Source organism: Lactobacillus jensenii DSM 20557 (assembly GCF_001436455.1).
Classification (GTDB): domain Bacteria; phylum Bacillota; class Bacilli; order Lactobacillales; family Lactobacillaceae; genus Lactobacillus; species Lactobacillus jensenii.
Genome location: NZ_AYYU01000017.1, coordinates 1 through 14,856 on the forward strand (window position 1 = coordinate 1; position 14,856 = coordinate 14,856).

General features: G+C 35.2%; 12 protein-coding genes and 1 pseudogene. 10 read left to right on the forward strand and 3 right to left on the reverse strand.

Translation table 11 applies throughout. The features are described from left to right. The 5 genes and pseudogenes from FC45_RS05405 to FC45_RS05425 all read left to right on the forward strand — a co-directional run. Window positions 1–2,045, forward strand: a 2,045-nt coding sequence (locus FC45_RS05405; protein WP_057706442.1) for an ATP-dependent Clp protease ATP-binding subunit, incomplete at its 5' end; no start/stop codon positions are given. A gap of 88 nt (window positions 2,046–2,133) precedes the next feature. Then, window positions 2,134–2,784 carry an HD domain-containing protein gene (locus tag FC45_RS05410; RefSeq protein ID WP_006585335.1) on the forward strand — a complete coding sequence of 217 codons (651 nt, stop codon included), beginning with the start codon at window positions 2,134–2,136 and terminating at the stop codon, window positions 2,782–2,784. 79 nt (window positions 2,785–2,863) lie between these two features. Further along, window positions 2,864–3,595 (forward strand): gamma-glutamyl-gamma-aminobutyrate hydrolase family protein, encoded by a 732-nt coding sequence (locus FC45_RS05415; RefSeq protein ID WP_057706443.1) that lies wholly within the window; start codon window positions 2,864–2,866, stop codon window positions 3,593–3,595. Window positions 3,596–3,608: 13 nt separating this feature from the next. Further along, a pseudogene (locus FC45_RS05420) lies at window positions 3,609–5,017 on the forward strand (APC family permease). A 132-nt stretch (window positions 5,018–5,149) separates the two neighbouring features. Continuing rightward, a complete protein-coding gene (locus FC45_RS05425; RefSeq protein WP_006585332.1) occupies window positions 5,150–6,058 on the forward strand; it encodes an EamA family transporter in 909 nt (302 codons plus the stop codon). Between the two features lie 18 nt (window positions 6,059–6,076). On the opposite strand, the gene FC45_RS05430 is transcribed toward FC45_RS05425, so the two are convergent. After that, a complete protein-coding gene (locus FC45_RS05430; protein ID WP_006585331.1) occupies window positions 6,077–7,069 on the reverse strand; it encodes a GMP reductase in 993 nt (330 codons plus the stop codon). A 180-nt stretch (window positions 7,070–7,249) separates the two neighbouring features. On the opposite strand from FC45_RS05430, the gene FC45_RS05435 reads away from it, so the two are divergent. Next, complete coding sequence (locus tag FC45_RS05435) at window positions 7,250–8,542, forward strand: adenylosuccinate synthase (protein WP_006585330.1); 1,293 nt, start codon at window positions 7,250–7,252, stop codon at window positions 8,540–8,542. Next, window positions 8,542–9,837, forward strand: a complete 1,296-nt coding sequence (purB, locus tag FC45_RS05440; protein ID WP_006588153.1) for an adenylosuccinate lyase — start codon at window positions 8,542–8,544, stop codon at window positions 9,835–9,837. The genes FC45_RS05435 and purB overlap by 1 nt, the downstream gene beginning before the upstream one ends. 44 nt (window positions 9,838–9,881) lie before the next feature. On the opposite strand, the gene FC45_RS05445 is transcribed toward purB, so the two are convergent. Both FC45_RS05445 and thiD read right to left on the reverse strand, forming a co-directional pair. Further along, complete coding sequence (locus FC45_RS05445; RefSeq protein WP_006588807.1) at window positions 9,882–10,568, reverse strand: type 1 glutamine amidotransferase; 687 nt, start codon at window positions 10,566–10,568, stop codon at window positions 9,882–9,884. A 52-nt stretch (window positions 10,569–10,620) separates the two neighbouring features. Further along, window positions 10,621–11,433 (reverse strand): bifunctional hydroxymethylpyrimidine kinase/phosphomethylpyrimidine kinase, encoded by an 813-nt coding sequence (gene thiD / locus FC45_RS05450; RefSeq protein WP_006585329.1) that lies wholly within the window; start codon window positions 11,431–11,433, stop codon window positions 10,621–10,623. A 130-nt stretch (window positions 11,434–11,563) separates the two neighbouring features. Here thiD and glpK point away from each other — a divergent pair, with 130 nt between their 5' ends. From glpK to FC45_RS05465, 3 genes are read left to right on the forward strand one after another with little or no spacing between them, the layout of a single operon-like run. Next, window positions 11,564–13,060 carry a glycerol kinase GlpK gene (gene glpK / locus FC45_RS05455; RefSeq protein ID WP_006585328.1) on the forward strand — a complete coding sequence of 499 codons (1,497 nt, stop codon included), beginning with the start codon at window positions 11,564–11,566 and terminating at the stop codon, window positions 13,058–13,060. A 13-nt stretch (window positions 13,061–13,073) separates the two neighbouring features. After that, complete coding sequence (locus FC45_RS05460) at window positions 13,074–13,838, forward strand: tyrosine-protein phosphatase (RefSeq protein WP_006585327.1); 765 nt, start codon at window positions 13,074–13,076, stop codon at window positions 13,836–13,838. After that, window positions 13,838–14,788: a LacI family DNA-binding transcriptional regulator gene (locus FC45_RS05465; RefSeq protein ID WP_006588151.1), complete on the forward strand. Its 951-nt coding sequence runs from the start codon at window positions 13,838–13,840 to the stop codon at window positions 14,786–14,788. Before FC45_RS05460 ends, FC45_RS05465 begins: the two co-directional genes overlap by 1 nt. The last annotated feature ends 68 nt before the right edge of the window (window positions 14,789–14,856 follow it).

Sequence of the window (14,856 nt, forward strand, 5' to 3'; positions counted from 1 at the left end):
TCTATTTACACAAAAAATTTGACAGTTTCGATAACTTATTTAATGAATTAAATAAATCATTTTTTAATGATGATAATGGTAATACTCGCTATTACTTTTCATCAAATTCTGCTAACCCTCAAACTGTGCAACAAATTGAAAAACCAAAACAAAAAGAAAATAAGATTGGCCGAGATTTAGTTAAAGAGGCTAAAGATAAAAAGTTTGATCCAGTAATTGGTCGTGATGACCAAATTAATGCTGTTATTGAGATTTTGAGTCGTAGAAAAAAGAATAATCCAGTTTTAATTGGGCCGGCTGGTGTTGGTAAGACTTCAATAGTTGAAGGCTTGGCACAAAGAATTGCTAGCGGTGATGTTCCAGACAAGTTACGCAAGATGCATATTTATGAGCTTAATATCAATGACATGGTAGCAGGATCTAGCTTACGTGGTTCTTTTGAAGAAAAAATCAAGAAGGTAATAGATTTAGCCCAAAAAGATCCAAATACAATCCTATTTATTGATGAATTGCACAATATTGTTGGCGCTGGCTCTACTGATTCAGAAAATAATTCTGGAGATGCAGCTAACATTTTGAAACCTGCTTTAGCTAGTGGGGATTTAAAGTTGATAGGTGCAACTACTACAAGTGAATATCGTCAAATTGAAAAGGATCCTGCTTTAGCAAGAAGATTTCAAGCTGTTGATGTTCCAGAACCAAGTGGAGAAGTAACCGTTAAAATTTTGCAAGGGTTGAAAAAGAAATACGAAGAATTTCACCATGTAAAATATAGCGATGATAGTTTGAAATTAGCTGTTGAGTTATCGCAGCGTTACATTCAAGGTCGTTATTTGCCAGATAAAGCAATAGATTTAATGGATGAAGCTGGAGCTAAAAAGAGTCTGGGAGTTGATTCTACTGATGAAGATAGCTTAAAACAAAGAATTCATGATTATCAGCTAATTAAAGATGAAGCTGCTAAGGCTGAGGATTATGATAAGGCAAGTGAATACAAGGATAAAATTAGTAAGCTTGAAGAGCAGCTTAAGCATACAGATAAAGCAAATGAACCAGAAGTAACGGCAAATGATATTTATGCTTTAATTGAACAAAAGACTAAGATTCCAATGAGTGAATTACATGCTGATGAAGCTAAGAAGAATTTAGATTTAGCTAAGAAGCTTAAGAATGTAGTAATTGATCAAGATAAGGCGATTGATATTATTACAGATGCAATTGCAAGAAAACAGGTCTTTAAAGATGCAAATCGTCCTACTGGTTCATTCTTACTAACGGGTCCTACTGGAGTAGGTAAGACGGAACTTGCTAAACAATTAGCTAAAGAATTATTTGGTGGCAGTGATCATCTGATTAGACTTGATATGAGTGAGTATCAAGATCAAATGGCTGTTAATAAGTTGATAGGATCAGCTCCTGGCTACGTTGGTTATGGAGAAGGTGGACAATTAACTGAAAAAGTTCGTCATGAACCATATAGCTTAATTTTGTTAGACGAAATTGAAAAGGCTAATCCACAAGTCTTCAATGCTTTGCTTCAAATCTTAGATGATGGACGGTTAACTGATGCTCAAGGCAGAACCGTCTCATTCAAAGATACAATTATCATAATGACTTCAAATGCAGGCTTTTCAGATAAAGTATTGAAAGATGGTGAAGTTGATAAAGATGCCTTAATTAAGGCTCTGGAACTTTACTTTAGACCAGAATTCTTGAACAGATTAGATGCAATTGTTCCATTTAACCACTTGAGTAGCAAGGATATGACCAAGATTTGTGAATTGTACTTACAAAAGATGGAAAATACATTAGCTAAACGCAACATTAAGATGACAATTAGTGATGAAGCTAAGAAAGTTTTAGCTAAGAGAGGTTATGATAAGAAGTTTGGTGCACGTCCACTTAGAAGAGTTATGGAGCAAGATTTACAAACTCCTGCAGCTAAGTTAATTATGACCGAACCTGATTTGAAGGCAGTTGACTTTACTGCTGATGAAAAACACCTTTACTTAAATGGAAAGCCAATTGTTGATTTAGTTGCTTAAGATAAATTTTGAGTCACTCCAAAAGGAGTGGCTTTTTCTTTTTAAAAAATTTAAAGAGGGGGTAGACTATTAGCAAGGAGGAAAAAACATGCAGATTGAAAACATTCAAGCATTTGCCCATAAATATTTAGATAATGATACAACAGGTCATGACTATTGGCATGGTAAAAGAGTCGCAAATTTGGCTCAAAAATTATTTTTGCAAGATTATCCTAGAGTATCAAAAAGGCAACTAGATTTATTATTAGTTATGGGCTATTGGCACGATACAATTGATGAAAAAATATGCTCAAATCCCGGAAAAGTTACTGATGAAATGAAGCAATTACTTGAAAAAGAAGAATTTAGACAAGATGAAATATCTAGTGTTTTATTTGTTTTAAATCATATGTCTTTTTCAAAAAATTTAGAACATTATTTTCAATTACCAATGATTGGGCAATACGTTCAAGATGCAGATCGAATTGAAGCACTTGGCGCTATCGGAATTGCTAGAGCATTTGCTTTTGGTGGCAGTCATAATCAAAAAATTTATGATCCAGCAATTAAACCACAAATATTAAAAAGTCATAAGCAGTATCGGAATCACGAAGCTACTACAGTTAATCATTTTTATGAAAAGTTATTTCATTTAGAGCAGACGATGAATACACCAGCGGGGAGAAAAATTGCTCATGAGAGAACTTTATATATGCATAAGTTTATTGACCAATTCTTAAAAGAATGGGAAGGAGAATAAGCTTTTTATTTGACAGAACTTAATTTTTTCCTATAATTAACAACAAACTGTGAACAAAAAGTAAGTGAGGAGGAGGACCATGGACAAGCCAATTATTGGTATCTCAGGTTCAGAAATTATTGATAATGGTGGAATATTTCCTGGCTATCGACGTAGTTATGTTAATGAGGACTATGTTGATTCTGTAGTAAAAAATGGTGGTATACCATTTATTATTCCTTTTACTGAAAGTGATGAAGTAATTAAGGAACAATTGAATCATGTACAAGGCTTGATTTTATCAGGTGGACATGACGTTGATCCACATTTATATAATGAAGAACCATTGCAAAAGCTAGGGGCAATTTGGCCAGAGCGGGATCATTTTGACATGTTATTACTTAAATTAGCAGAGGAAAAGGGAATACCTGTATTGGGAATTTGCCGTGGCTTTCAAATTATTAATGTTTTTCATGGTGGGTCTTTATATCAGGATGTATCTTATCGAAAAGAATTAACTTTAAAACACGATCAAGGATCTAAACCTGATTTACCTACTCATTCTGTTGATGTAATGTTTGATACACATTTAGCCCAAGTATTAGCTGAAGAGAAAATTTTAGTAAATTCATTTCATCACTTGTTAGTTAAAAATCCAGGTCCAGATTTGGTTGTTTCAGCTAAAGCTTCTGATGGAGTAATTGAAGGACTTGAAACTAAAGATGGACAAGTAATGGGCGTTCAATGGCATCCAGAAATGCTGCATAATAATGAACATGTTTCTTATCAAAATAATTTATTTAAGAATTTAATCATTAAAGCAAGTAAATAGGGAGAAAAGTTTGATGAATGATAGAAGAGAAAGTGACAAACTTGGCTTTTGGTCAATAGTTTTGTTAGCGATTAATTCAATTATTGGCTCAGGAATCTTTTTAACACCAGGTAGTGTTGTTTCAAGAGTAGGAAGTAAGGCTTTGCTAGTTTACCTAATCGCAGCAAGTTTTGCAGCAATTTTAGCAATCACTTTTGCAGCAGCGGCTAAATATGTAACTAAGTCTGGCGCAGCTTATGCTTATAGTAAGGCAGCTTTTGGCGAAAATGTTGGTTTTTATAGGGGGTACTACGTTACTTTTCCGCAAGTGTAGCCTGGGGGGTAATGGCTGTAGCCGTTATAAAATCAACAATTTCAATTTTTGGTGGAGATCCAAATAGCTTCCAGAATGTATCAATTGGTTTCGTTGTTTTAATGTTACTGATTTGGGTTATTAATTTATTTGGCCAAAGCACAGTTAAATATATTATGAATTTATCTACGATTGGTAAATTATTAGCTTTAGGGCTAGTAATTTTAGCAGGGGCATTTTTATTACTATCTACTGGTGAAAATCATTTTGGTGAAATAGATACTTTACAAGTAGCTGGTAAAAATGTTGTCCCAGCTGTAACAACAAGTAGCTTTGTAATGGCTATTGTGTCAGCTTTCTATGCCTTTACAGGATTTGAGGCAATTGCCTCTGGTTCAGAAGATATGAAGGAACCTTCTAAAAATTTACCTCGAGCTATTCCATTAGCTATTTTAATTATTGCATTAGTTTATATTGGCGTTGTCGCAGTAGCTATGGTACTTAATCCACGTGAATTGCTTGAAACTAAGCAAGTAGTTGCTGTTGCAGCAATTTTTTCAAGCCCTATTTTACGAGCAATTATTTTGGTTGGTGCCTTGGTATCTATGTTTGGTATTAATATTGCCTCAAGCTTTCATGCACCAAGAATCTTAGAAGCAATGGCTCGTGAAAATCAATTTCCTAAATGGCTTGCTAAGAGAACAAAAAGAAACTTTCCAGCAAGAACTTTTTTAATTACTTTAATTTTAGCAGTGCTTGTACCTATGGCATTTCATTATTCAACTGATAATCTAATTATTTTAAGTGCGACTGTGAGATTTTTAGGCTTTATTGTTGTACCTCTTGGAGTAATTAAATTCTATCTTGGAAGAAATGTCGAACCAGTCTTGACTACTAATAGAAATAAAATAACTGATTTGATTTTCCCAATCTTTTCAATTTTGATTACACTATTTTTACTTTATAAGTATGATTGGGCAGCTGAATTTAGTGTGACTATTAATGGAGTAACCAGTTTGAATTGGTTTGCTATTGGAGCACTAATTTTTGGAGCAGTTATTTTGCCAGCAATTTTATTTGTTTTAACTAAAAATGAACGTAAAAAAGCTGAAACAATGTTAGAAAAATAAACATTAAAAAAGAAGACACTTCATGAGTTTAAAATCCATGGAGTGTCTTTTTTGTCTTGCTTTTAAAAAATAAAACAGTTAAAATCTATCTAATTGCGTAAAAGGCATAATCATAGTGAGAGGGGTATTTTAATGAACCAAAAGGTAAAATGGTCTATTTTGGCGGCCGTAGCTTGTGTATTTTGGGGAATTTCTGGATTATTTGGTAAGAATCTGTTTAATTCTAATCCACTGATAACACCCATCTTTTTGACTAAGATTAGAATGGTTATTAGTGGGATAATTATTTTACTTTTTGCGGCAATTACCAAGCAAAAGCCCTTCGCTATTTGGAAGAATAAAAAAGATGCATTAAATGTAGCAGCCTATGGTTTATTAGGTCTGGTACCAGTTCAACTTTTTTACTTTATAGTTGTGAAAGAAGCAAATGCGTCGATTGCTACTATTTTACAATTTGTAGGTCCATTTTTTGTAATATTTTGGATGCTAATAACTAAGCAACAAGTTTATCGTAATTTAGATTTAATTTCTGCTACATTAGCTTTTTTAGGGGTTTTCTTGTTAGCTACACATGGAAATTTACAAACCCTTACTTTAAGCCCAGGAGCTTTACTTTTTGGAATGTTATCTGCTGTTGGTGTAGCAACTAATACTTTGATTCCTAGGAGACTGGTTAGTTTATATCCGACGGCAGTAATAACTGGTTGGGGTTTATTAATAGCTGGAATTGCTTTATTCATATTAAATCCAAGTGTACCTAAAATTTCAATTACTTTTGGGATGATAACTGATTTATCAGGAGTTATAGTGATTGGAACTTTGATACCATTTCAGTGGATGGCAGGAGCATTAAGATATATTAGCCCAAGCACGGCTAGCTTATTAGATGCTTTTGAACCTATTAGTGCGATGATTGGAAGCATTTTAGTATTTAATCTAGCATTAACTCCAATGGATATTATTGGTTCAGTTATAATTATTGGGGCTGTATTATTAGTAAGTTTGAATCCACCAAGATTAACAAAAAAAGCGCATCGTTGATGCGCTTTTTATTTTACGTTAAATATCACCGTTCATAATACTGCTTTTGACAATTACATAGTCAACTAAGCGAATAGATTGCAAGTTCTTACCACCAGCATAAGAAATGGATGATTGTAAGTCTTCTTGCATTTCCTTCAAAGTATCCTTGATTGAACCACGGTAAGGAACAAGTAATTGTTTACCTTCAACGTTATGGTGGCCACCTTTTTGGACTTCAGAAGCTGAGCCCCAGTATTGCTTGTAAACTTTGCCGTCAATTTTGATGACGTTACCTGGAGATTCTTCATGACCTGCAAGCATTGAACCAATCATTACCATACTTGCACCAAAGCGAACTGACTTAGCAATATCACCGTTATAGCGAATACCACCATCTGCAATAATTGGCTTGCTTGCAGCTTTTGAACACATTCTAAGAGCTGCTAATTGCCAGCCACCAGTACCAAAGCCAGTTTTTAGCTTAGTGATGCAGGCTCTACCAGGACCAACACCTACTTTAGTTGCATCAGCTCCAGCATTTTCAAGTTCACGAACTGCTTCAGGAGTGGCAACATTACCGGCTGTTAAGAAACTATCTGGCATCTTATCTTTGATGTACTTAATCATCTTGATGACATAATCAGAGTGACCGTGAGCAACATCGATTGTAATATATTCTGGAATTAAGTCTTGCTTTACTAATTCGTCAATAAAAGTGTATTCTTCATCCTTAATTCCAACAGAAATTGAAGCAAAGAGCTTTTTATCATGCATCATTTTGATAAAATCAGCTCTTTTTTCGGGCTGAAAACGGTGCATAACGTAGTAATAGTCGTTTTGTGCTAACCAAATTGCGAGTTGTTCGTTAATAACGCTTTGCATATTAGCTGGAACAACCGGTATTTTGAATGTTCGGTTTCCAAACTTAACAGAGGTATCAGCTTCTTTCCGACTTTTGATAATGCACTTATTAGGCACTAGTTGAATATCGTTATAATCAAAGGCTTCCATACTAAAATAGTTGCTCATAAAATAGCTCCTTTATTTTTAATCCGCTAGTAACTATACGGATAAAAAATCATTTTGTCAAACAAAAACCTAAACGAATTTGTTTTTATAAAATATAAAGTTCGTATTTTGATTGACAAAAAGTAATCGCTTTGCTAGACTGTGAAGGTAATTGTGTTAAAACGTATGAGGTGATTTTTTATGACAGTTGTAGCAGTTGTTGGTAGCCAATGGGGCGATGAAGGAAAGGGTAAGATTACTGACTTTTTGGGACAAGATGCAGATTTAACTGTACGTGCTAATGGTGGTAACAATGCAGGACATACAATTGTTTTTAGTGGCCATACTTTTAAGATGCGTTTAATTCCATCTGGAATTTTTGCGGCAAAAAAGGCTGCTGTAATTAGTAATGGGGTTGTTATTAATCCTGAAGTTTTACTAGGGGAGTTAACTTATTTACAAGAACATGGTGTTGACACTTCTAACTTAAAGATTTCTAACCGGGCACACATAATTATGCCTTATGATATTTTGCAAGATGTTTACCAAGAAGAAGCTAAGGGTGCAAATAAAGTTGGAACCACTAAAAATGGTATTGGGCCAACTTACATGGACAAGGCTTCAAGAATTGGTATCCGTGTTTGCGATTTATTAGAAAAAGATACTTTAGCTGAAAAGTTACGTTTTAACTTGGTCGAAAAAAATGCCATCTTTACCAAGATTTATGGCAAAGAGGCACTAGATTTTGATGAAATTTATAACAAGTATTTAGAATTTGGCCAAAAGATTAAGCAATATGTGGCTGATACTTCAGTAGTAGTAAATGATGCAATTGATAGTGGTAATCAAATCCTCTGCGAAGGTGCACAAGGGATAATGCTTGATATTGATGAAGGAACTTATCCATTTGTAACCTCATCTAATTCAATTGCTGGTGGTTTTGCTAGTGGAATTGGAATCGGACCTAACAAGATTGATACTGTTTTGGGAATTTGTAAGGCCTACACGACTCGCGTTGGGGCTGGTCCATTTCCAACTGAACTTGTAAATGAAACTGGTGATTATATTCGTGAAGCTGGTCATGAATATGGTACAGTTACTGGTCGTCCAAGAAGAGTAGGCTGGTTTGATACTGTTGCTTTACGTCATGCTAAGCGCGTCTCAGGAATTGACTGCTTGTCTCTTAACTTGCTTGATGTTTTAACTGGACTTAAGACGATTAAAATTGCGACAGCTTACGAATTAGATGGTGAAAAGATTGACTATTATCCAGCAAGTTTAGCTGAACTTGAACGCTGTAAGCCAGTTTATGAAGAAATGCCTGGCTGGGATGAAGATATCACTAAAGCTCAATCTTTAGCTGACTTGCCAGAAAATGCGCGTAAGTACTTAGAACGCTTAGAAGAGTTAACTGGCTTAAAACTAGCCACAGTTTCTGTTGGACCAGACCGTGAACAAACTATCGTAATTAAGAATCCATGGAATTTTAACTAATGATTGAAAGATATACTCGCCCTGAAATGGGGAAAATTTGGACAGATCAAAATAAATATCAAGCTTGGCTGGAAGTAGAAATTGCAGCAACTAATGCTTGGAGTGAAGTGGGCGAAGTCCCAGCAGAAGATGCTGAAAAAATCCGCCAAAATGCTAGTTTTACAGCAGAGCGTGTGGCTGAACTGGAAGCAGTAACTCATCATGATGTGGTTGCATTTACGAGAACAGTCTCAGAAAGCCTAGGGACAGAAAAAAAGTGGGTTCACTTTGGCTTAACTTCAACTGATGTTGTTGATACTGCTCAAGGATACTTGTTAAAACAGGCTGATGAGATTTTACGCCAAGATTTAGCTATGGTGAAAAATACAATTGCTAAAAGAGCACTTGAGCACAAAAACACCGTAATGATGGGGAGAACCCATGGTGTACAAGCAGAACCTACAACTTTTGGCTTGAAGCTTGCGCGCTGGTACGCTGAAATTAAGCGTAATATTGACCGTTTTGAACATGCAGCTAGCGGAGTTGAGTCTGGTAAAATTTCTGGGGCTGTTGGTAATTTTGCTAATGTGCCACCAGAAGTTGAAACTAGCGTGTTAAAGCAATTAGGACTTAACCAGCAAGAAATTACTAGCCAAATTTTACCTAGAGACTTACATGCGGAATATCTTGCAAGCTTAGCCTTACTAGCAACTAGTATTGAAAATTGGGCAACTGAGATTCGATCACTTCAGCGCTCTGAAATTCATGAAGTTGAAGAACACTTTAGAGCAGGCCAAAAAGGCTCAAGTGCCATGCCTCATAAGCGTAATCCAATTGGCTCAGAAAATTTATGTGGCTTAGCTCGGGTAGTGCGGGGACACATGATTACTGCCTATGAAAATGTCAGCTTATGGCATGAGCGCGATATTTCACATTCATCAGCTGAACGGATCATTTTACCGGATACGACAATTTTGCTTGATTATATGCTTAATCGCTTCAACCGCATCTTGGCAAACCTTGATGTTTTCCCAGAAACGATGCTGAAAAACATGAACAGAACTTATGGCTTAGTTTATTCACAAAGACTACTTTTGAAGTTAATTGATGGAACTTCTTTATCAAGAGAAGCTGCTTATGATATGGTACAAAAATTAACTGCCAAGTCCTGGGATGAACAAAAGCAGTTTAAAGATTTAGTCTTAAATAGCCCAGTTATGGACTATTTATCAAAAGCAGATGTTGAAGATGCCTTTGATTATCATTATTATTTAAAGCATGTTGACGATATCTTTAAAAAGGTTGGCTTAGAATAAAAAAAGACCGTTAATTCATTTAAGTGAGTTAACGGTTTTTTTATTTATTCAGTTACATTTTCTTGGTTTGCTAAGCGTTTTTGATGCCAGGTTAAAATCATTTCAACAATTGCATTAGCCACGTTAACATTTTTTAATAGAGGACCATGAGAGTATGAACCGATGAAGTTACGGTAGCGTAAACCTTCTGCTTTATCTTGAGGGTTGTTACCATAACCTTCAATCATTCTACCTAAAGGATGTAACTTATCAGTATTATCAAAGTAAGTTTGGCCGGAATGATTTTCAAAAGCCACCACTTCTCCCCATTCAGTCATATACTTTGTGTCGCCAATCATACGCTTGTCTGATTTAAAGACGGTATGAAGTGGGAAAATTCCTAATCCTTTAATAGTTACACCTGAATTAGTTTTGTAGTAGTCTCCCATGAATTGGTATCCACCACAAATGCAAAGCATTGGATGTCCAGCATTAATATATTTTTCTAAAGTATCTTTATGGCGAGGAATGTCTTTCGCAACAACTGTTTGCTCGAAGTCTTGACCTCCGCCGAAAAAGACGAAATCATAGTCAAAAGCATTAAATTCATCGCCTAAGGAAATATTGTCAACTTGTGTATCATAACCTTGACGTTTTAATAGGAAGCGTAAAATCTTAACATCGCCACTGTCGCCATAGGTATTCATCAAATCTTCGTATAAATATGCAATTTTGATTAATTTATCAGTCATTGTTACACTCTTTTCGCCAAAATTCTTCAATATATAAGTATAACCTAAAATGTTAATTTAGTTTATCTTCTGCTGCCCAATGATTAATTGGCCCCCATTTTGAACCAACGATAATTGGATGAGAAATAGCTTCATAAGTAAAGTCTTTTGCTATTTTAACTGCATCGATTAAATTAGTTCCCTTAGCTAATTCAGCAGTAATAACAGCAGAAAGTGTGTCACCAGTACCATTAACCCGTTCAGTTTCGTAATATGGCTTGGTAAATTTATGGACTTGGCCATCTTCTGTTAATAAAATATCGACGACTTCGCTACTGTCACCAGTATGTTTTCCTTTCATTAAGACATTTTTTGCACCTAAGTCTTGCAACTTTTTCGCACCAACTAAAATTTCTGCTTCAGAGTCTAAGGGAAGTTCAGTTAGTTTTTTTTGTTCATAATAATTAGGAGTAATGATGTCAGCTAATGGTAATAGACGATTTAAAAAGGTTTGATAAGCATCATCATCTAATAAGCTGTTACCATGTTTAGTAATAATAACGGGGTCAATAACAACCTTACCCATATCATATTTTTCTATATTATCAGCTACACAATTAATAATTTCTTTATTAGCGAGCATTCCTGTTTTTAAAGCTTTAATTGAAAAATCATCATTTAAAACATCAAATTGCTTTTGAATAAAATCAACAGGCATAATTTGAGCAGCATAAATCCCAGTTGTGTTACCAGCAACAGCTGCGGTCATTAAGCCCATTCCATAAACTTTTCGGGCATAAAAAGCGTGTAAATCTGCTGGCATCCCAGCACTACCATCACTATCGTTGCCTGCGATGGTTAAGGCGATAATTTCTTTTTTTGACATAGTAATATCCTTTCATTTAAATAGAGTATAACTTAAAATAAAGCCAGCTTCTATCATATTAACTTGTAAATTTACTAAAAAACTTTAAAATTCTAATAAGAGAAAACGCTTAAGTTTTAGGAGTGAAAATATGGTTGAATCATATATTATGGCGATTGACGAAGGTACTACTTCTACCAGAGCTATTATTTTTAATCATGCTGGAGATAAAGTTTATGTAGCACAAAAAGAATTCCCACAATTATTTCCTGAACCAGGTTGGGTAGAGCATGATCCTGAACAGATTTGGAATGCTGTACAAACCACAGTAGCTTCAGCTTTCATCAATTCACAAATTCGGCCAGATCAGATAGCAGCAATTGGTATTACTAATCAAAGAGAAACTACCGTAATTTGGGATAAGAAAACAGGTCGTCCTGTTTATAATGCTATTGTTTGGCAATCTCGCCAGACAACTTCTTTAGCCGAAGAACTAAAAAGCAAGGGTTATAGTGACTTAATCAAGGAAAAGACAGGTTTAATTATTGATCCATATTTTTCAGCTACTAAGATTCGTTGGATTTTAGATCATATTGAAAATGGCCAGAAAAGAGCAGAAAGTGGAGATTTATTATTTGGCACAATTGATACTTGGTTAGTTTGGAAATTAACTAATGGTGCAGTGCATGTGACGGATTATACCAATGCCTCCAGAACAATGCTTTTTAATATTCATGATTTAACATGGGATGAAGATATTTTAAGAATACTGAATATTCCTGAGCAGATGCTACCAGAAGTTAAGAGCAATTCAGAAGTTTATGGGCAAACGACACCTTTTGAATTCTTTGGTGGTAGAGTGCCAATTGCTGGAATGGCTGGTGACCAACAAGCTGCTTTATTTGGGCAATTAGCTTTAAAACCAGGAATGGTGAAAAACACTTATGGAACGGGTTCATTTATTGTGATGAATACCGGGACTAATCCTACTAGTTCCAACAATAATTTATTAACAACAATTGCTTATAAAGTTAATGGACAAGTAGTCTATGCTTTAGAAGGTTCTGTTTTTGTTGCGGGTAGTGCAATTCAGTGGTTGCGGGATTCAATTAAATTAATAAAAACTTCTCCTGAATCAGAACAAGCTGCTCGCAATTCTACCTCGGAAAACGAAGTTTATGTTGTACCGGCTTTTACGGGGTTAGGTGCGCCATATTGGGATGCGGAAGCACGTGGAGCAATTTTTGGGATAACGCGAGGCACAACAGATAATGATTTAATCAAGGCAACGCTACAATCATTAGCTTATCAAACAAGGGATGTTGTAGATACTATGCAACATGATAGTGGTATTGCCATTCCTGCTTTAAGAGTAGATGGTGGTGCTTCTAATAATGATTATTTAATGCAATTTCAATCTGATATCTTAGGAACAAAGATTGAACGTGCTGCAACGCTAGAAACAACTGGATTAGGAGCAGCTTTTTTAGCTGGTTTAAGTGTTGGATATTGGCAAGACATTGATGAATTAAAGAAAATTGCAAAAATTGGGCAAACATTTAGCAGTGAAATGACAAATAGTGAGAGAGATAAATTATATGCTGGTTGGCAAAAAGCAGTTAAAGCCACCCAATTTTTTGCTCATTAGGAGTTTTTAGCTTATGAAATTAATTAAATTGGAAGGTGCAACTAATTTTCGCGATTTGGGTGGATATGTAGGACTAGGTAATAAAAAAGTCCGCTATGGTAAAATTTATCGTGCTGATTCATTGAGTTCTTTGTCACGTGTTGATATTAAAAAGTTAAATGAATTAAATATCGTTTATGACTGCGACTTGAGATCCCATTATGAACAAGAAATGGCACCTGATAAAGCATGGAAAGCAGAATTTATAGATTGTCACTTATATGCTGAAAGCCCTGCAGAGCACGTAGATAAAGCAATTTTGACTAAATTAATAAAGAATATAAAGCCTATGGATAATTATTTAGGCCAAATTTATCAAAAGGTTCTATTAAGTACACATGGCCAGAAGATTTTTAAAACTGTTTTTGAGAAACTGCTTACTTTAGAAAATGATCAGGCTTTGGTTTTTCACTGTTCTGCTGGAAAAGATCGAACAGGGATGATAGCAGCGCTAATTTTAATGGGATTAGGAGTTAGCGATGATGATATAACTCGTGACTATTTGGTTACTAATCGTCTTTATCATTTCTCATATCAAAAAAATCAGCCAAGTGATGATGAGATGGCTAATTTAGTAGCAGAGATGAACTTAACCAAAGCTGATAGTGCAGGTATTAAAGGCATTACTGAAACTATCAGGATGGGCTGGGGAAGTTTTGATAACTTCTTTATTCATGTTCTTGGCTTTAGCAAAGATGATTTACAAGAAATAAGAACTAAATTCTTGGAGGCAAAATAATGGTAACTCTTTCTGACGTAGCTAAAGAAGCAAATGTTTCAAAAATGACGGTTTCACGGGCGATTAACCATCCTGAGCAAGTTACGCCAGAATTATTGGCCTTAGTTGAAAAGGCAATGGCTAAATTAGACTATCATCCTAATTCAATTGCTCGAGCGCTAGTTAATAATCGAACTAACGTTATTAAGTTTGTTACTTTAGAAGATATTGATACAACTGAGCCGTACTATATGAATTTGTTGTTTGGTGTTGCACGCGGCTTAAAGGCAGATAGTTATGCAATTCAGTTAGTAACTGATATTGATCAAATTCAAAAAGGTAACGCTGACGGATATATTATTACTGGCGCGCGTGAATACAATTATCCAATTTTTAATGAATTAAAGAAGCCATTTATCTTTTTTGGTGAAACTTCAAGCAATTTTGACTTTGTCGATACTGACAATCGTTATGGTACTTCAGTTGCGACTAAATATGCTTTAGAGCGCGGTTATCAAGATGCAGTCTTTATCGGGATTGACGTTAAAGAAGGTTTTGAGTATGCGCGTGAATATGGCTATTTGGCAAGTATGCAAGAACGCAATTTAGAACCCAAGATTTTTAGAACAGGGAATCACTCACATTTAGCTGAAAAGTTGATTGATGAGCAGATTGAAAATATTAAGCCGAATACCTGCTTTATTTGTGCTAGTGATCGCTTGGCAATTGGGGTATGTCGGGCTTTGTCACGTTTAAATAAGAAATTACCTGAAGATTATGGGGTAATTGGTTTTGATGGTGTGTTTTTAGATCAAGTTTCCAATCCACAATTAACCACAGTTAAGCAACAAATCTTTAAAATGGGCGATATGTTAGCACAATTGATTCTGGAGAAGATTAAGCAATCTGGTTCTGCGCAAGGGCAGACCTATGTGAAGCCGGAATTGGTTGTGCGTGGCACGACAAAGTAGGGATAAAAGGATAAGCTAAAAGATTTGATTAAAAAATCTAAAATAATACTCTTCAAAAGGGTGTCTAG

What these genes read in the sequence shown, in the direction of transcription:
- FC45_RS05410 (WP_006585335.1), top strand. Translation starts at nt 2,134, where the DNA reads ATGCAGATTGAAAACATTCAAGCATTTGCCCATAAATATTTAGATAAT.
- FC45_RS05415 (WP_057706443.1), top strand. Translation starts at nt 2,864, where the DNA reads ATGGACAAGCCAATTATTGGTATCTCAGGTTCAGAAATTATTGATAAT.
- FC45_RS05425 (WP_006585332.1), top strand. Translation starts at nt 5,150, where the DNA reads ATGAACCAAAAGGTAAAATGGTCTATTTTGGCGGCCGTAGCTTGTGTA.
- FC45_RS05430 (WP_006585331.1), bottom strand. Translation starts at nt 7,069, where the DNA reads ATGAGCAACTATTTTAGTATGGAAGCCTTTGATTATAACGATATTCAA.
- FC45_RS05435 (WP_006585330.1), top strand. Translation starts at nt 7,250, where the DNA reads ATGACAGTTGTAGCAGTTGTTGGTAGCCAATGGGGCGATGAAGGAAAG.
- purB (WP_006588153.1), top strand. Translation starts at nt 8,542, where the DNA reads ATGATTGAAAGATATACTCGCCCTGAAATGGGGAAAATTTGGACAGAT.
- FC45_RS05445 (WP_006588807.1), bottom strand. Translation starts at nt 10,568, where the DNA reads ATGACTGATAAATTAATCAAAATTGCATATTTATACGAAGATTTGATG.
- thiD (WP_006585329.1), bottom strand. Translation starts at nt 11,433, where the DNA reads ATGTCAAAAAAAGAAATTATCGCCTTAACCATCGCAGGCAACGATAGT.
- glpK (WP_006585328.1), top strand. Translation starts at nt 11,564, where the DNA reads ATGGTTGAATCATATATTATGGCGATTGACGAAGGTACTACTTCTACC.
- FC45_RS05460 (WP_006585327.1), top strand. Translation starts at nt 13,074, where the DNA reads ATGAAATTAATTAAATTGGAAGGTGCAACTAATTTTCGCGATTTGGGT.
- FC45_RS05465 (WP_006588151.1), top strand. Translation starts at nt 13,838, where the DNA reads ATGGTAACTCTTTCTGACGTAGCTAAAGAAGCAAATGTTTCAAAAATG.